Source organism: Vibrio sp. Vb1337 (assembly GCF_033338715.1).
In the GTDB taxonomy this organism is placed as follows: Bacteria; Pseudomonadota; Gammaproteobacteria; order Enterobacterales; family Vibrionaceae; genus Vibrio; species Vibrio alginolyticus.
In genome coordinates, this window is record NZ_JAWOTD010000008.1 from 204,417 (window position 1) to 222,517 (window position 18,101).

At 44.6% G+C, this 18,101-nt stretch carries 18 protein-coding genes; 10 read left to right on the forward strand and 8 right to left on the reverse strand.

Annotation, left to right across the window (positions count from 1 at the left end):
• The first annotated feature begins 9 nt into the window (after positions 1-9).
• Positions 10-318, forward strand: a complete 309-nt coding sequence (locus R7E42_RS11620; protein ID WP_080276966.1) for a cysteine-rich CWC family protein — start codon at positions 10-12, stop codon at positions 316-318.
• A 38-nt stretch (positions 319-356) separates the two neighbouring features.
• Here R7E42_RS11620 and R7E42_RS11625 read toward each other — a convergent pair whose 3' ends face one another.
• A complete protein-coding gene (locus R7E42_RS11625) occupies positions 357-701 on the reverse strand; it encodes a HopJ type III effector protein (protein ID WP_005375560.1) in 345 nt (114 codons plus the stop codon).
• A gap of 199 nt (positions 702-900) precedes the next feature.
• Here R7E42_RS11625 and R7E42_RS11630 point away from each other — a divergent pair, with 199 nt between their 5' ends.
• A complete protein-coding gene (locus R7E42_RS11630; RefSeq protein WP_318072689.1) occupies positions 901-2,670 on the forward strand; it encodes a choice-of-anchor I family protein in 1,770 nt (589 codons plus the stop codon).
• 71 nt (positions 2,671-2,741) lie between these two features.
• On the opposite strand, the gene R7E42_RS11635 is transcribed toward R7E42_RS11630, so the two are convergent.
• Entirely contained in the window at positions 2,742-3,080 is a 339-nt protein-coding gene (locus R7E42_RS11635; protein ID WP_005375563.1) for a 4a-hydroxytetrahydrobiopterin dehydratase, read from the reverse strand.
• Entirely contained in the window at positions 3,070-3,864 is a 795-nt protein-coding gene (gene phhA / locus R7E42_RS11640; protein ID WP_318072690.1) for a phenylalanine 4-monooxygenase, read from the reverse strand. The genes R7E42_RS11635 and phhA overlap by 11 nt, the downstream gene beginning before the upstream one ends.
• A 222-nt stretch (positions 3,865-4,086) precedes the next feature.
• Between phhA and R7E42_RS11645 the strand changes: the two genes are divergently transcribed.
• Positions 4,087-6,054, forward strand: coding sequence for an acetoacetate--CoA ligase (locus R7E42_RS11645; protein ID WP_318072691.1), 1,968 nt, complete (start codon positions 4,087-4,089; stop codon positions 6,052-6,054).
• Positions 6,055-6,209: 155 nt separating this feature from the next.
• Here R7E42_RS11645 and R7E42_RS11650 read toward each other — a convergent pair whose 3' ends face one another.
• Positions 6,210-6,785: a class I SAM-dependent DNA methyltransferase gene (locus R7E42_RS11650; protein ID WP_054728907.1), complete on the reverse strand. Its 576-nt coding sequence runs from the start codon at positions 6,783-6,785 to the stop codon at positions 6,210-6,212.
• A gap of 171 nt (positions 6,786-6,956) precedes the next feature.
• Here R7E42_RS11650 and R7E42_RS11655 point away from each other — a divergent pair, with 171 nt between their 5' ends.
• Together R7E42_RS11655 and R7E42_RS11660 are read left to right on the forward strand one after the other, a co-directional pair.
• Complete coding sequence (locus tag R7E42_RS11655; protein WP_005375568.1) at positions 6,957-7,835, forward strand: LysR family transcriptional regulator; 879 nt, start codon at positions 6,957-6,959, stop codon at positions 7,833-7,835.
• Between the two features lie 176 nt (positions 7,836-8,011).
• Positions 8,012-8,905, forward strand: a complete 894-nt coding sequence (locus R7E42_RS11660) for a cation diffusion facilitator family transporter (protein ID WP_005389400.1) — start codon at positions 8,012-8,014, stop codon at positions 8,903-8,905.
• Between the two features lie 151 nt (positions 8,906-9,056).
• On the opposite strand, the gene yddG is transcribed toward R7E42_RS11660, so the two are convergent.
• Positions 9,057-9,959 (reverse strand): aromatic amino acid DMT transporter YddG, encoded by a 903-nt coding sequence (gene yddG, locus R7E42_RS11665; RefSeq protein ID WP_042521459.1) that lies wholly within the window; start codon positions 9,957-9,959, stop codon positions 9,057-9,059.
• Positions 9,960-10,079: 120 nt separating this feature from the next.
• On the opposite strand from yddG, the gene R7E42_RS11670 reads away from it, so the two are divergent.
• The 5 genes from R7E42_RS11670 (at position 10,080) to R7E42_RS11690 (ending at position 14,357) form a co-directional block, all read left to right on the forward strand.
• A complete protein-coding gene (locus R7E42_RS11670; RefSeq protein ID WP_017634379.1) occupies positions 10,080-10,229 on the forward strand; it encodes a hypothetical protein in 150 nt (49 codons plus the stop codon).
• A gap of 12 nt (positions 10,230-10,241) precedes the next feature.
• Complete coding sequence (elbB, locus tag R7E42_RS11675; protein ID WP_017634378.1) at positions 10,242-10,892, forward strand: isoprenoid biosynthesis glyoxalase ElbB; 651 nt, start codon at positions 10,242-10,244, stop codon at positions 10,890-10,892.
• A gap of 333 nt (positions 10,893-11,225) precedes the next feature.
• Positions 11,226-12,374, forward strand: a complete 1,149-nt coding sequence (gene yiaY / locus R7E42_RS11680) for an L-threonine dehydrogenase (protein WP_042521463.1) — start codon at positions 11,226-11,228, stop codon at positions 12,372-12,374.
• 149 nt (positions 12,375-12,523) lie between these two features.
• A complete protein-coding gene (locus R7E42_RS11685) occupies positions 12,524-13,600 on the forward strand; it encodes a PQQ-dependent sugar dehydrogenase (RefSeq protein WP_318072692.1) in 1,077 nt (358 codons plus the stop codon).
• A gap of 142 nt (positions 13,601-13,742) precedes the next feature.
• Positions 13,743-14,357: an HAD family hydrolase gene (locus R7E42_RS11690; RefSeq protein WP_005388252.1), complete on the forward strand. Its 615-nt coding sequence runs from the start codon at positions 13,743-13,745 to the stop codon at positions 14,355-14,357.
• A gap of 108 nt (positions 14,358-14,465) precedes the next feature.
• Here R7E42_RS11690 and R7E42_RS11695 read toward each other — a convergent pair whose 3' ends face one another.
• The 3 genes from R7E42_RS11695 to R7E42_RS11705 form a co-directional block, all read right to left on the reverse strand.
• Positions 14,466-14,945 carry a Dps family protein gene (locus R7E42_RS11695; protein WP_005388254.1) on the reverse strand — a complete coding sequence of 160 codons (480 nt, stop codon included), beginning with the start codon at positions 14,943-14,945 and terminating at the stop codon, positions 14,466-14,468.
• Between the two features lie 300 nt (positions 14,946-15,245).
• Complete coding sequence (locus tag R7E42_RS11700; RefSeq protein ID WP_064369169.1) at positions 15,246-17,246, reverse strand: methyl-accepting chemotaxis protein; 2,001 nt, start codon at positions 17,244-17,246, stop codon at positions 15,246-15,248.
• A 121-nt stretch (positions 17,247-17,367) separates the two neighbouring features.
• Positions 17,368-17,721, reverse strand: coding sequence for a hypothetical protein (locus R7E42_RS11705; RefSeq protein WP_064369168.1), 354 nt, complete (start codon positions 17,719-17,721; stop codon positions 17,368-17,370).
• Positions 17,722-18,101: the final 380 nt, after the last annotated feature.

The window sequence follows — 18,101 nt, forward strand, 5'->3', positions numbered from 1 at the left end:
GAGAAAGCAATGAAGTCACCTTGTCGAGCAGCATGTAAAAATAACGCCGGAATATGCTCTGGTTGTCACCGAACGATGGATGAAATCATCCAATGGAAAGACAAAACCGATCTCCAACGAGATGCGATTATCGAACAAATCGCAGGAGAAGATTCAACACACAGTTGTCCTGAATGCGGGACTCAAGCCCATTGTGATATCGCCGCAGGCAAAGAGACATGCTGGTGCTTTACTATAGAAACCCGTGATTTACCCAAGCCAAGCGCCAACCAGCTGTGTTTGTGCCGAAAATGTCTAGAAAAAAAGCCAGTCGCGTAATACGACTGGCTTACTGATCATCGTTTTCTGACTGGTGTTTATTTAGCGGTTAAAGCGGACGCTTCAAACTTAATGCCTTCCCACCCTGTCACCATAAAATTACGAATATTCTGGTGATCGCTGTTCTCTGGATGCTGCAATACATCTTCACGATAAAAACGGCCAAAGCAGGCTAGCGTCGCTTCTTTGTCTAGGTTGTTTAGCAAACCGAAAGCGAAGATCTTACACGAACCGTTGTTCTCGCCTGCATTGTTTTGTGTCTCACCATTTACAAAAGCGGTTGGCTCAAACGTATAGTTATCTTCGATCACCGCCATCGTTGCTTCAAATTCGACCTGCTCTGGTGACGCTGCCAATAAATCTAAAAACGATTTTAATTCCATTATTCCTCTATCCCTACTTCATCATATTGATGACACATTAGTTTCATAAAAAGCCAATATAAGAGTCATCAATCATACATATATTCAGAGCCTTACCAAATCACACGTCATTCAGCGCTCTATCATTCCAGTTGCGGAAATGGACAGCAGCATAAAACCCATGCTGATTGACAACCTATCGGATTGATAAGGAGATATCATGATCACCCCTTTAAAGGCAATCGGTGCACTCGCATTGTCATCACTTGCCATCGCGTGTTCATCACAACCCGAAGATACCGTGGCTTCATTCGCTACACAATGCAAACCTACCACTGCACCCGTTACTGGGGAAACGTCAATTCAAGGTTTAACTTTTATCGGAACATCCGTTGCTGATGCACCATTCGACACATCGGCAGCTGAAATCGTCAGTTATGACGCCTGTACAGATAAGCTCTATGTGGTTAATGCTCAAGCAAAACGTGTCGATGTAATGTCTATGGATGACAACGGCGTACCAACGCAAAGCGCATTCATTGATCTCAACAGCGCTGGCGAAGCAGCGGGCATTGAAATTGGCGCAGCAAACAGTGTCGCTGTATTCAATGGTTTGGTAGCAGTTGCGATTGAAAACAGTAATAAACAAGCGAATGGTATTGTTGGCTTGTACCGCTCCGGCGATTTGTCATTAGTCACGATTTTCCCAACAGGCGCATTGCCAGACATGGTTGGCTTCTCAAAAGATGGCCGATACATCGCAACCGCTAATGAAGGAGAACCAAACAGCGATTACAGCATTGACCCTGAAGGTAGTATCACTTTGATCGATCTGAGCCTTGGTGTTACTCAAGCAGAAGTGTCACAAATTGGCTTTAACGAATTTGATGATTCACGAAAAGCAGAGCTTCCAAAGAATGTGCGTATTTCGGGGGCAAACGCCACCATCGCACAAGATCTAGAGCCGGAATACCTCACTTTTGCAGATAACGGCAAAATCTATGTCGCGCTACAAGAAAATAACGCCATGGCAATCGTCAATCCAGAGAGCAAATCAGTAGAGCGAATTGTTGGCTTGGGTGAGAAGTCTTGGTCGGGCGCTAAACTCGATGCATCCAACAAAGACAAAATCATTGGGAACTTGAAAAGCTACCCACAACTGGTTGGCTTATTTATGCCTGACACCATCGACAGCTACTCAGTGAATGGGAGTACTTACATCGTATCTGCAAATGAAGGCGACGGGCGTGAGTACGGATTCACAACCACTCAAGAACTGTGCGACAAAGCTGGCTTTATGTGGGATGAAGACGATTACCTTGGTACAGATGAATACACATCTGAGCAAGGGAACTGTTTAAGCCATATTGATGAAGTGCGCGGTAAGAAGCTGAAAGTAGCAGCAGAACACCCATTGGCAGAGGCACTAAAAGACAACAAACAACTCGCGCGTTTAAAAGTGATTAAGCCGGAACAAACGCTTTCTGCACAAGAGAATGTTCAATCATTTGGCGCGCGTTCATTCTCGATTTGGGATGAAAACGGCAAGTTGGTCTTCGATAGTGGTGACGATTTCGCGACTATCGCGCTGCTGAATGAAGGCAAGAACTTCAACAGCACCAACGATAACAATAATAGTGGCGATGACCGAAGTGATGATAAAGGTATTGAGCCAGAGGCGATTGAAGTAGCACAAATTAACGGTCGTCATTACGCGTTTATCGGCTTGGAGCGTCAAGGCGGTATCATGATTTATGACATCACAGACCCGAAACAAGCGCAGTTTATGCATTACGTAAACCGCCGTGATTACAATCAGCCAGTATGTACAGAAGTCGAAGATGGCGAATGCATGAACGACACATACAATCCAAAAGCAGGCGATTTAGGTCCAGAATCCATTAATTACTTTACCCGTAATGGTGGTCATTTTATCGCCGTTGGCAATGAGGTATCGGGCACGACATCCGTCTTCCGAATCAATCTATAAAGTAATGTAAAAGTCATTTAGAACCAAAACGCCCGACGTAAGCCGGGCGTTTTTTTGTATGAGGTAATGTCCTACTCTGCCGATGCTAGCGCGTCACACTTTGATGCGCAGATAAAATCGTTTTTATGCAGACCTTTGATAGAGTGACTCCACCACGTTACGGTAACCTTACCCCATTCCAACAAAATAGAAGGATGGTGGAACTCATCTTCTGCCAGTTCCGCGATTTTGTTACTGAAAGCCCATGCTTGTTTGAAGTTCTTAAATTTATACACCTTTTCTAGTTGAGGTATATCTTCTCTTTCAATGATCTGCCAATCAGACAATTGCAGAAGCAGAGACTGTTGCTCTTCTTTGCTTAGTGCAATGGCATCGATACTACAAGCTTCGCATTTTTGTTCATTCAACATGAGCAGGTTCCTTTGGTTCAAAAAGTGGAGGAAGCAGTCCAGCTTCAATCGCTAGATCGGCTTGTTTCAATAAATTTAACTGACTGATTTTAAAGAGCTGAGAAAAGTCATCAATCACGTAGTACTTCGGTTGCATGATGTCGATACGATAAGGCGTTCTCAGCACTGTTTGTAATTCAAATGGGTCGCGAATTGCTGCATCACTCTCTAATGCGTAGAGGGTTTCGCCAGGAGATGAAAGAATACCACCACCGTAAATTTTGGTTTTGTCCCCTTCTTTCACCAAGCCAAACTCTACGGTAAACCAGTAGAGGCGAGCGAGATAGGCTCTTTGTTTTGGGGTACCGGCTTGCCCTAGTTGACCATAATGCTCGGTAAATGCAGCAAAGTCTGGGTTGGTTAACATCGCGCAATGACCAAATATTTCGTGGAAGAAATCTGGCTCCTGTAAGTAATCGAACTCATCTCTTGTACGCAAGAATGTGGCGACTGGAAAGCGCTTATTACCGAGTAGATTAAAAAATCGGTCGAAATCAATAAGCGCGGGAACGGGCTCCACTTGCCAACCTGTTGTCTCCATCAAGACACGATTAATTTCTGGTAACTGAGGAACGCGGTCTTGAGGTAAATCAAGCAGCGTCAAACCGTGTAAATAAGCCTCACAAGCTCTGTTTTGGATCACACCCATTTGTCGTGTTACCAAATCTCGCCAAATGGCGTCTTCTTCACGGCTCCATTCAACCCTGCCTTCCTGGTTTACGGGTTTAGAACGATACTGGGTCATGGCTCATCTCCATTAACAAATCCTTTACATTAAGCCTATCTGTAGTCTTAAGAGCTTCCAATCCCTGCGCGATTTTCTCAGCATCATCCCGATGTAACATATTGTTTACAATACATCGTAACTGCATGATTTTTATGACACGATATAATATCTGGCTTGTTTGACTTTATCGTGTATTCCTCTCAAACTAAAACCTGTTATCACTTTGTTATAGAGGGACCTATGCGCGAGAGCAGCAAAGTATGGCAACCGAGCGAAAGTCGTATCGAAGAAGCCAACATTACACAGTTTATTGAACACATTAATCGACAAGGAAGTACCCTTGAAAGCTTCGCTGATCTGCATCAATGGTCACTCGATCATGTAGAAAAATTTTGGCAGGAAGTTTGGCTATTCTGCGACGTCATTGGCACTCAGGGAGAGACCATAAAAGAGCGAGCAGAAAGTCGCTGGCAGCAACCTGTTGAAAATAGGGATATAAAATGGTTCCCAAACGGGCAAATTAACTATGCCGAAAATTTGCTAACCTACGCGTGTCACCAACCCGATGATCTCGCGATTTGGTTTGAAAATGAACGTGAAGAAAAACAGACCTACACCTGGAAACAATTGTGCGAAGAAGTTTCGAGTGTGCAGCAATGGTTGAAAGAATGTGGAATTAAGCAAGGTGATGTCGTCGCTGGGTATTTACCTCACCTACCTCAAACGGTGATAGCTATGCTAGCAACCACCAGTTTAGGGGCGACCTGGACTTCCACCTCACCTGATTTTGGCATCGAAAGCGTTTTGGAGCGCTTTGGTCAAGTGAAACCCAAAATCCTGTTTACTTGTGATGGCTATACATTCAATGGCAAAACTTTCGATATGTCTGAGAAAAACCAGCATATTGCGGATCATCTTGATGGTCTTAAACAAGTTTGCCAAATTAGCTACCTTAAACCACACATTTTTGAATGCGATGTCTGCACCCAAGATTGGCAAAACGTCCTGAATCAATACACCCCCGAAGCGCTGACTTTTACTCGTGTGAATTTTAACGATCCGCTATTTGTGCTTTATTCTTCAGGCACAACAGGCAAACCGAAATGCATCGTTCATTCCGTCGGCGGAACGGTGCTTAATCACTTGAAAGAGCATCAACTGCATTGCGATATTCAACCGAACGAACGCGTGTTTTATTACACGACCTGCGGTTGGATGATGTGGAACTGGCACGTTTCTTCACTCGCGAGCGGTGCATGTTTGGTGATTTTTGATGGTAGCCCTGTTTACCCCACTCATGATGTGCTCTGGGACCTCGCAGAACGAGCCGAAGTGACGCTGTTTGGAACCTCAGCAAAATACCTAGAGGCGCTGGAAAAAGCATCTTTTTCTCCGCAGAAAAGTGATGCATTTCCAAGTCTGAAAACCATTTGCTCAACGGGCTCTGTTCTGTATCCAGAACAGTTTGATTATGTCTATCAGCACATTAAAGAAGATGTACACCTCGCCTCGATTTCTGGCGGAACAGACATTTGTGGCTGCTTTGTATTAGGCAACCCTATTTCTCCCGTTTATCGGGGAGAGTGCCAATCAGCAGGGTTAGGGGTCGATGTCCGAGTCTTTAACCCACAAGGTAATAGCGTAATGGGAGAGCGCGGTGAGTTGGTTTGCGCCAATTCATTACCCAACTTCCCTGCTGGCTTTTGGAACGACACCGGTGAGAGATATCATCGCGCTTATTGGGATAAATTCGACAATATTTGGCACCACGGCGATGATGTTGAACAGACCAGCGTTGGGGGATACGTGTTTTATGGTCGAAGTGATACCACGTTGAATCCCGGTGGCGTAAGAATCGGCACGGCCGAAATCTATCAGCAAGTGAACTGTATAGACGGTATTCTAGATTCGATCGCAGTAGGAAAAGAAGTCGATCGCAACGAACAAATATGGCTGTTTGTCCAATTAGTCAAAGGGGAAGAGCTCAATGACGAGATGATCGCTTCCATCAAAGCACAGCTAAAGTCTGCATGTTCTCCAAGGCATGTACCTAGTGCAATTTACGCAATAAGCGATATACCTAAGACACGCTCAGGAAAGCTGGTCGAGTTAGCCGTTAAGCAAATCGTTAACAACCGAAGCGTCGAAAATTTAGGCGCAATAGCCAACCCTGAAGTGCTGGAGGAGATACGCAGGATAGTCGTCTAAAAATTACCTCCGAAGACTTAGTTGTTCGAGTATGTCCTTGCCTGCACCATGACGACTTGTTTAGAGCAAGTGAAGTTACACATACCCTCAGCAGATAAGAAAAAAGCGAGCTTGTTAGCTCGCTTTTGTCAATTTTTGTTCTTTATTCAGCGGTATTAGCGACGACCAAGCCCCATTAATACCGACATTGTTTTACCATCAGATGTAATGTCAAAAACGTGTCGCGATTCAACTTCAGTAAAACCCGCTTCTTTCAGTGCACGCTCAGACTTCGCAAGGGTAAAACCGTCTTGTTCACATTCTGCAATCCAATCAAAATGAACAAAATAGCCGCCGTGGTTAAGTAGAGAATGCGAGATCGTTAATGACGCGTCTAAGTCTTCCACGAACGCTAAAACTGATGATGCAACCACCAAGTCGAACTGTCCACGAAACGCAGGGTGCTGAGCAACCAAGCCGCGAGATAGTGCATCTACCACAGGTTCTACGTTGACGAGCTCTTTTTTATCGAGTTCCTCAATCATGGCTTCCGATGCGTCTAATGCTACGATGTCTTTAACCATCGGTGACAATCGTTGACTTAACTGCCCTGTTCCGCATCCAAAATCTAGTACTTTAATGCCATCAAGCTGAGTTAGCTGTTGTAACTGCTCAAACACCGACTGCGCAAATTGCTCTGTTGCTGGATTTGATTCCCAGTTTTTTGCTAAGCCGTCCCAATCTTGTGCCATCGTGGCCTCCATGTTCACTTTTTGTAACCCACATAGATTACCGCAAAACCGTTAAAAGACCATAGACTTATCTGGCGGATTCGCGTTTTTTTCGATAATCTTTCATGGCTTTGGGAGCGCATCTGCATAATACCCAAATTATTTGAATTCATTTATTGGTTGTGTCAAATCATGAACTTAACTCAAGTAGAAGCCTTCTGCACCATCGCTGAGTGTGGTTCTGTTTCTGAAGCGGCAAGGCAACTCGACTGCAATCGTACCAAACTCAGTATGTCGATTAAGGCATTAGAGAAAGATCTCGACGTTGAATTGTTTAACCGAACTGGCAACCAGCTCACCCTCTCTGAAGCTGGGAAAGCCATTTACAAAGATTGCGAACACCTACTTATCATCGCACAACGGGTCAGAAAGACCTGCGCTCAAATCTCGGAAGGGTTTAACGCGGAAGTTTGGGTAGCACGTGACGACTCCTTACCTGATGATCTCTGGCAAGAATTATCTCATACATTGAATAACCGCTTTCCTTCAACAACCTTCAACTTAATCTTGGCATCCAGTGGCGACTTAGCCAACTTGGTCAGTACCCACCAAGTAGATTTTGCTTTCGGCGTTGATTATGAGCGAGTAGACGATCCCCGTATCGTATATAACCCATTAGGCAAGATACGTATGATGTCAGTATGCAGTGTAGAACACCGCCTAAGTAAGATGCGCCGTGTCTCAGACGAAGATCTACGTAGTCAGATGCAAGCACTAATGGTGTACCTAAATGAGAAAGACAACCCTGAACTGCAACCTTTCTCGACTCGATATATTGGTTTTTCGAGTTTTGACTACATGCTGAACACCATCTTAGAAGAAGACGCTTGGGGCGTGCTTCCTGAACCATTAATCCGCCATTACCTTCGTCAGCAGAAGCTCGCCGTTATCAAACACACATACGGATTGACGCAAGAAGACTACTGTATGTTTTCACCTAACGGCCATACTGAGCATCCTGCAATGACGTGGTTAGCAGATAAATTGAGCGAGTATTTATTTGACTTCTAAACATTTTATCAGTGAGCGTCAATTTTACTGACACCAAAAAACCACAGTAAGCCGTTGTTTTATAAGAAAATAAATAAAAGCGCAATTTTTTAGATTAGTTACTGGTCACTTTGTGGTTGCCTAAATTACCTTATGAGCGAAGAATAGTAAGGTATTAAAATTCAAAGGCATCTTTTATGTGTGACAGGACAAGCAAAAACGAAAACCGTATTCTAACCATTTCAGCCCTTTTGGCATCTGGGTTCGCTGCTGGTGGTATGGTACTTGGCTTGCTTGTAGGCTCAATTGTCATCGTGTTTGACGGTGTTTACTCTTTGGTCAGCTTACTGTTAACTTTATTGTCACTGGCCGCTTCTTACTATATTAACAAACCTTCAAAATCTGTATTCCCATTTGGAAAAGCGGTCTTAGAACCAATCGTTATTGCGATAAAAGCAGCCGTCATTTTAGTGGTTGTAAGCTTCTCTCTCTACTCTGCGATATCAGCATTGATGTCTGGAGGTCGCGAGGTCGATGCTTCTATTGCGACCTTATTCGGCATCGTGAATGTTATCGGCTGTGGTTACGCTTGGTGGTTTATGGCGAAACGCAGCCGCCGCTTCTCATCAGGCTTGATTGAAGCGGAGAAAAAACAGTGGCAAATGGATACTTTGTTGAGTGTGGCGGTGACCGTAGGATTTATCTCGGCTTGGGCTGTTTCACTAACGCCATTTTCTGAGTATGCAGTATATGCCGACCCCATGATGATGGTTTTAATGGGCTTTTACTTCCTCAAAGTACCGTTCGATATGCTAGTAGGTGCCCTACGTGAACTACTAATGATGACACCAAGCAAAGAGCTGTGTCAGAGCGTTGGCAAAGATGTTCTTGAGATTGAAAAAGTGACTGAGCATCAATTGAAACTGGCTGGCGTAACGAAGGTGGGCCAAGAGCTACGAGTAAATGTGGACGTACATATTGATGACGACACATTGGAGCTTGATACACTAGAGCACACTCGTAAGCAGCTTATCAAGCGACTGTCGAAGCACAGATTCAAGCTTCAACTACACTTGAACGTCGCTTATTAGAGCGCCACCAAAGAGCCGTTAAAACTCAATAAAAAGCTCCCAATCTCGGGAGCTTTTTTAATTTTTTCGATTTAGTTGCTTCGTATTCGAATACAGCTCGCAAGGGAGATCTGTTCGTTGCTCACTTAAATTCTCTGATCTCGTTGGTAACTTACCCAGCCGCTTCGCGCTTCTCTTTGGTGACTAACCAACACATCAGCGAGCCCACCGTTACCATCACAACGCCCTGCCAAAAACTATGGCTCAGAGTTACGCCAAGAATAATGGAAGAAAATAAAGCGGAAAAAATGGGCGTGAAGTAAGACAAGGTGGCGAGAAAAACCATATTGCCGCCAACGATCGCGATATTCCATAAACCATAACCACCAGCCATTAAAGCCGCAGAAGCCACTAAGTACCCCATCGCTTCCCAACTGAATGTCATTGGTGGCTCATCCGTAAACGCATATTTGACCCAAAGCGAAACAGCTGTTGCAATGAAAAACAGGGTAATCGCATTATGTTTAGATTGCTGCCTTTGGGTTAAGTTGCAATAAAAAGCCCATATAACCGCGCCAGCGAAAGCCATAAAATACACCAGAGGGTTACTACTAACATTGGACATGATCTGAGTTATGGATAAGCCATTCTCACCGCTCACAGTCCAAGCAACCCCAACAAACGCCAGCGTAACTGCGGGATAAAGCAACCAGTTTGTTTTTTTATTGCTGCCAAGGACCGCAAATAAAACCGTCAGTGCGGGCCAAAGGTAGTTGACAATCGACACCTCAATTGCCTGCGCGCGCGAGTTGGAATATCCCAAAGATAGAGCGAGAAATATTTCATAGCAGACGAACATCGCACCACCAAGCACAAGATACTTGGGAGAAAAGTAAGACAACTTTGGAATACCGACCACGATAAGAAGGAAAACAGAGCTAAGAGAGTACAACATGGCTGCCCCGCCTACAGGACCTAAACTCTCCGTAACCAACCTCGCGATGCCAAGCAGACAACTCCAAGAGAGAATTGCGATACAACCATAAAGTGTGAAACGAAATTGCACTGATTTCATGTGACCTACCACTCACGAATGCCAAAGGAAACGTCAGCTTAACTCAAAAATGATCAGGTTCAACGTACTGTTTTATAAAAATCAGTATAAAAATCATTCTATTAAGCCGTTGGAGTTGATATGAAACATTTTCTGCCCTCTAGTGTTATGCTTACACCCTTTGTTGTGCGCTACTATGATGAAGATGACAACGAGAGTGAAAACGTTAAAACACATTCGGAAACGCATGGTCTAGATAGCGAAGAGCAATCTAAGGAACGTTCAGAGTAAAGGAATCAAAACATGAAAAAAGTCGCAGTCATTTTAAGTGGTTCAGGCGTTTACGACGGTTCTGAGATCCACGAAGCAGTGTTGGCGCTCTACGCCATCGAGAAAGCAGGGGCAACTTGGCACTGCTTTGCACCTAACATTGACCAACTCCATGTCATCAATCACCTAACTGGTGACGAAATGGATGAAACCCGTAACGTCTTGATCGAATCAGCTCGTATCGCACGCGGAAACATTGACGATGTTGCCAAACTTAACGTTGATGAATACGATGCCCTACTGCTTCCAGGTGGATTTGGTGCTGCGAAAAACTTAACCGACTTCGCCGTTTCAGGTGCAGAGTGCTCCATTAACACACACGTAGCTCAAGCTTGTCGCGCGTTTGCTAATGCGAAAAAACCAGCTGGCTATCTGTGTATTTCTCCTGTCATTATTCCGATGATTTATGAGCAAGGCGTGAAAGGAACGGTAGGCAACGATGAGGCAGTCTCAATAGCATTTAATCAAATGGGCGGTGAACACACCACGTGCCCTGTCGAAGACATCGTTTTTGATGAAAAACACCTCGTACTTTCAACCCCTGCTTACATGTTGGCAGAAAATATCTCTCAAGCGGCTTCAGGTATCGAAAAGTTAGTATCAAAACTGATTAAAATAGCTTAATTATTAGTAGTTAGCTTATAAAACACTTCCCTATCCCCATTGATAATTAAGTTATTAATGGGGATTTTTTATACTTTAGTCGAATTTAGAGATATATCCGCGTCAGAAGTCAATTTCCGCCAATCGTTTGCGTCCATGGTTTCATATTTATTCTACTTTATATCAGTGTTGCACTTATACGCAGTGCAACAAGATCACTGTCACAGTTTTTCTCTTGCAAGTACCTCTAAGTAGGTAAACTTGCTTCAGATCAACTTCAATCTGGAAACGAATGTGCGACAGTAAATGGCAAATTAAGAAAGATTATTAAAAATAACGACGGAGCTATCCAATATGACAAGTGCATTTTTTATCCCTACGGTAAACCTAATGGGCGCTGGTTGTTTGAAAGACGCAGCAGACAGCATCCAATCTCAAGGCTTTAAAAAAGGTTTGATCGTTACGGATAAGATCCTTAACCAAATCGGTGTAGTCAAACAAGTTCAAGACCTTCTCACTGAGCGCGATGTAGCAACCGTTGTGTTTGATGGCACTCAACCAAATCCAACTATCAGCAACGTTAACGACGGCTTAGCACTTCTTACTGATAACGAATGTGACTTCGTTGTCTCTCTAGGTGGTGGTTCACCACACGACTGTGCGAAAGGTATCGCGCTTGTTGCTTCTAACGGCGGCAAAATCGCAGATTACGAAGGCGTAGACCAGTCTGCAAAACCAATGATGCCACTTATCGCAATCAACACGACTGCGGGCACTGCATCTGAAATGACGCGTTTCTGCATCATCACTGACGAAGAGCGTCACATCAAGATGGCTATCGTTGATAAGCACACAACACCGCTTATCTCGGTAAACGATCCAGAGCTAATGCTAGCTAAACCTGCTTCGCTAACTGCGGCAACAGGTATGGATGCCCTAACTCACGCGATTGAAGCTTACGTATCTATCGCAGCAACACCAATCACTGATGCGGTAGCAATTAAAGCGATTGAGCTTATCCAGGCTTACCTACGCACAGCAGTGAAAAACGGTGAAGATCTAGAAGCTCGTGAACAAATGGCATACGCGCAGTTCATGGCGGGTATGGCATTCAACAACGCGTCTCTAGGTTACGTACACGCAATGGCACACCAGCTAGGTGGTTTCTATGACCTTCCACACGGTGTTTGTAACGCGATTCTTCTACCTCACGTACAGCGTTACAACGCGCAAGTATGTCCTGAGCGTCTACGTGACGTAGCAAAAGCAATGGGCGTAAACGTAGAAGGCATGTCTGCTGAAGCAGGTGCAGCGGCAGCAATCGACGCTATCGTTACTCTAGCGAAAGATGTGGGTATCCCAGCAGGTATCAAAGAGCTTGGTGCGAAACTAGAAGACATCCCAACACTAGCAGACAACGCACTGAAAGACGCTTGTGGTTTCACTAACCCTAAACAAGCAACTCACGAAGAAATTTCTAAGATCTTCGAAGAAGCGATGTAATCTCGCTACATAAACAATTCTCTAGCCTTAATTCAATCCCCGATCTCGTATCGGGGATTTTTTACATTCTTATACAATCCATGCTCTGCAAAACGTTCTCTTTTAGTGTTAGCTTTTAAGTATTAACACGATTCATATTGGAAGGAACCATGAGAACGATTGCTGCTGCCCTACTCGCTTGTTTATCCTTTTCTGCCAACGCTGCCGAATACCGCGCTAACGAAGTGGCGAATGGATTTCAGATCCCTTGGGGGATCGAGTTCTTAGATAGCCAACGCGTTATCGTCAATGAAAAGAACGGTACGGTTTCGTTGCTGGATATCACCAAAGGCAAACCTCAAAAGCTGTTTAACGTTCCCGATGTGAACACCAGTGGACAAGCCGGCTTATTGGATGTTGCGCTCGCACCGAATGCCGATAAGCAAAACCCGCAACTCTTCTTTACCTACAGCAAGCGTACGAGCAAAGGCAATACGGTGGCGTTAGCGACGGCGCAATTGCAAAACAATCAGCTTGTAGGTTGGAAAGATCTCTTTGTTGCTGATGCCTTCACCGATACAGGTCGCCACTACGGCAGTCGAATTTCATTTATTGACGACAAAGTTTACTTCTCAATCGGTGACCGTGGCGAACGTGATAATGGGCAAGACACTCAAACCCATGCTGGCAGTATTGTGCGCCTTAACCTTGATGGTTCGGTTCCGCAAGACAACCCATTCAAACCTTCCCAAGCTCTTCCTGAGATATGGAGTTACGGGCACCGCAACCCACAAGGTATGTTTTACGACGAAGCAACAAAACAGCTGTGGTCGATTGAACATGGACCACGCGGTGGCGATGAAATTAATCTAATCAAGAAAGGCGCGAACTACGGCTGGGCAAAAGTCTCTCATGGTAAAGAATATTGGGGACCGTTGGACGTTGGGGAAGCTAAGTCGTTACCGGGAATGGAAGATCCCAAGCTGGTATACGTCCCTTCTATCGCGCCCAGTAATATGATTTTGTACCGTGGTGATAAATACCCAGAATTGGACGGGAAAATCCTCGCAGGCGCATTGAAACTGGCGCACATCAACGTGGTTTCTATTGATAATGGCAACCTTACCGAATCAAAAAGATTAATGGAGAATCTTGGTGAGCGAATAAGAGATATAACCATCAGCCCCGATGGTTATATCTACTTTTCTACCGACAGCGGCAAAATATTTCGTCTTGAGGAAAGGTAATCAAACACTAAAATCGTTAAGACTATTTAATTTGTGACGTACTAGTGATTTATTTTCGTACAATCTAAGCAGAAGAATCTAAACTTAACAATAACCTTTTGTTTTTTAAAACGATAGTTCGGTTAAGTTGTACGAGGTCATTATGATTCCATTCCCTTTACAGCTCGATAAAATTAAAGCCGTGGTGTTTGATTTAGACAACACCTTGGTGAGTTCTGATATGAACTTCGGCGAATTGCGACAACAGCTAGGTTGTCCGCAGAGTGAAGATCTATTGGATTTTGTCGACGCACTTGAGCACCCTCATCATCGAGAGCACGCTCATAACGTGATATTTGATTACGAGATTTCTGATGCTGAGCAGTCTGCTCCAATGATTGGCTGCCATGAATTGCTCGCCCACTTGCATCAAAATGAAATCAAAACCGCTATCGTGACGCGCAACTGTCAAATCGCCACGCAGCGCAAACTAGAACACAACCAAATCTCAGTGGAACGAGTCATCACTCGTGAATGCTTCCCGCCCAAGCCAGACCCTTTGTCTCTGCAAGTATTGGCGAAAGAGTGGCGTTTGATGCCTGATGAAGTGCTTTATGTCGGCGATTACCTCTACGACTTGCAGGCAGCGTATAACGCGCAGATGCCCTCTTGCCTTGTGCACCATGGGAATCAAGAAACCTTCAATGATTCAGCCTCATTGGCGCTTAATGAACTCAGTGATTTATTGAGCCGTTTCGAATCCTTACCACGCAAATAAAGCGCACATATAAAATACGCAAACAAAAAAAGGGGCACCAACGTGCCCCTTATGACTTATTCCCGATTGTTTCATGCGTTCCCAAGGATTACTTGGGTGATGCGCCACTTAGCCTTGTAGGTAAGCGTTAAGCATCCACATTAATTTTTCTTGCTCACGGATGTAGTCACCCATCAATGCCGCTGTACCTTCGTCATCTGCTTCACCCGCGTTTTGTAGAATCTCACGCTGTTTTAGAAGTAGAACGCTAAAGCCTTGAACCAGACCTTGTACACACTCCTCACCAGAAGTCGCGTTTTGATGTTCTTTAATTTCACTTGCTTCCAAGTAGTTGCTGAATGCGTGCGCTGGCGTATGACCCAAAGTTAGAATACGCTCTGCAAGCTCATCGATTTTTGTTTGTAGATCAGTATAGATTTCTTCAAATTTTACGTGCAGTTCGAAGAATTGCGCACCTTTAATGTTCCAGTGGTAACCGCGAGAGTTCATGTACAACACTTGGTAATGCGCTAGCAGTTGATTTAACTGTTGAGCTAGTTGTGCTGATTGTTCGCTGTCTAGACCAATTAGGCTTACTTGTTTGTTCATAATCTTGCTCCTAGAAGGATGATACCAATCGTAGTAACGAACTATTCTCTTACCGGGATTGGTATAAAGTTTAAAAATTCTTTTGCAGTATTTGCTGCCGATGGAGTCATATTACGACTCCGGCTCGGTGAAGAAAATTTGGTTTTAACTATGATTTAAATAGCTAAATCCAATGAGCAAGCAGACGAATATCGGCGTATCATCCAACAAAAAGCCCCAACCCTTTTTGTGTAAAAAGGATTGGGGCTTTTTTACTATTTGGTTAACGTTCAAAAGTAGATGAACAGACGTAAACCTTATCTACGCCGTTTTAAAAGTTGCCATCTGTTGATTCAGCTCGGTAACTTGCTCTTTTACCTGCAATGATGTCTCTGATGCACGTTGGCTAGTATTCGAAACCTCATCCACTGATTGAGTAATACCGGACATCAATCCAGTGATCGAGTTGGTCGCATGAGATTGCTGCTCTGCCGCTGCCGCAAGTTCTGCCATTTGTTCATTCAAAGAACCAATTTGCTCGGTCGTGACAAGCAAACGAGTTACCGCTTTTTCAATGTGCTCAGCGCCCTGCTCCGCAAGTGATTGGCTGTGTTCAATCTCCTCTACCACCGAATTGGTCGAGCGTTGAATCGCATTGATGATACCGTTGATTTCTGTCGTCGATTGAGTAGTGCGAGTCGCTAACATACGTACTTCATCCGCCACAACCGCAAAGCCTCGTCCTTGGTCACCCGCACGCGCTGCTTCTATCGCTGCATTCAATGCCAGTAAGTTAGTTTGTTCTGCCAAACCTTCAATTACTTCCGTCACTCGACCAATGGCTTCGCTCTCTTTGCTTAACTGCGTCACTTGCGTACTCGCGGTTTCAATGCTGCCATGCAAGCTTTCCATGGTGACTTTGTTTTGCTCTAAAGCATCACGACCTTGTTCAATCTCGCCTTTTGAATCAGAAAGCTTCTGCACCGATTGATTGGCTTGATCTAGAGTGTTACGCGCGGCTAAAGCGATTTCATCCAATTGGCTTCCCATTTCAACAATGCTGGTTTGTTGCTGTTCTACATTCGATGAGGTGACTTGCGCCGATTCCAACAAAGCCCCCATGCTGGTATCCACCTGGTGCGCTTTTTCACTCACCCCTGCCACGATGCTCGCTAACGATTGGTTCATGCGGTTAATCGAATCGGTAAGGTCTGCCAATTCATCTTTCCCAACAACAGTTAACGGAGGCTGAGAAACATCTCCTGAAGCGATCGTCTTGGCTCGCTCCGATAAGTTTTTCACTCGGCGACCAATGGTATTGCCCATGTATTTTGAAATCGCTACTGCGGCAATCAAAACCAATGCCGCAGCAATCAACATAGTGGTGAGTACGTTCTTGATCGACTGATTAATACCCTGTCCACTTTGATCAGCACGACTTTGCTGAGCCAATACGATCGTTTCTAAGCTTTGGTCTAGTGCATCCGCTGCTGGCAACAGTTCGTTCGCCATCAGCAAGTTTGATTCGTTCCACTCTGGCGACTGACGCAATGCAATTACCTGCTCTGCTAAAGGAAAGTACAGTTGCTGCATTTCTTTAAACAGTGACCACAATGATTGGTCGTTATCAGTCAGTCTGTCGAGTTTACTGTCGATTTCCGCCACAGACTGATTGTGGTACTTAATCAAGTCGTAGTATTTGTCCAGATGATCTTGCTGCCCGTACAACAGGAAATCTCGCAGAGCAGACAGTGCATTGGCGAGCGAGGTATAGCTATCCGCGTAAACTTTAAACAAACGCTTTCTGTCTCCACCAAATGGGTTTCCTGACTCTTCATTGATTAAGCTTTGAAGCTGATCAAGTGCCACTTCTGCAATGGGTGCCGCTTCGTTAATAAAGAGGTTGTGCGCGGGTAAGTTCTCATCACTGTGGCTAAGTTCAATCAGCTTGTTCAAAGAGACTTTTACCGCGTCCCACTGGCTTTGAATCGCTTGAAAATCCTGTTCAGAGATCAGAGCCTGCAACGTTGGAAGCGACTCGTCTGTAGAAGCCATGATATTGCGTACGTCCTCACTCAGACGTGCGCTCGCCTCTTCATCGCCACCTAGCAACATGTAGGCTCGAATAGAAGACAGCGACGCTTGAACGGACTGTTGGATACCGCGACTGGTGTCGACGGTCGGTAAATCGGATTTAAGTAACGAAGAGGCGTATTGCTCTACGGTAGTGACGTTGCGATACGTGAATACCGCTGATGCCATAAAAAGTACGGCTAGCAGCACAAAACTGAGCTGCAACTTCCCTGATATCGTAAGGTTCATCCATAAACTCCTGACAACGATGAGCCTTAAATATAACGATGTTTACAAAAATGTTAAATACTGGTATCAAAAGTTACTAAGAAAACCATGTAAATCACTATTTTAAGCCGATAAATAGGGCTTATTTGAAGTATGGTATGCGCTCACTACGTAAAATCAGATAATTAACGTAAGTCGTTTCTAAGCAGTCTTGATCCCACAACGAAAGAATCCGCTTAGTGGCGAAGTAGTAATCTTTATTACGCAGTAGCACACCCACCGTGCGGCTGAGCTGCTTAAAGCGCTGTTGCTCATTAGCAGAGATGTAATTGTCTTCATTTTGAATGATCGGCGCCAATCCATCGGTAAACCAATTGTTCAGAATTTCACGCATCTCAAGTTCCGACTCTGGTACATCGATACTCGACAACTCGCGATGCAGTGGCGGCGGTACTATGTACTTCGACGCTTTTGGTGAACTAACATAACGGTACATGTCGCTCCTCCTTGTAAATGACTCTTATACCCAAGTGACTTCAAGATGCAGGATTCAGAGCGTTGTCATTGATTCGGGGTCAAGGAAAACAACGCAGCGTAATAGTCAGCTCTTTCCACGTTGTTTGACACAGAAACCGAGTCAATGACACGCTCCCGAAGGGCGAGCTGTCTTGGTTTGTATACTTTGTTGTCGATTCTTGATTTAGACCCACTAGACCTTTAAATCGCCGCCGCGTCTACAAACCAAGCCATTCTCGCTGAACCTAACATCTCGAGGTTACTTGGGTATAAACTAGCTAAGAATACTTTTTTCAATTTCCAAGTTTTTTCTAGAGCTCATAGAAAGAAGACCAACAAAAAAGCCATGCAAAGTAGGCT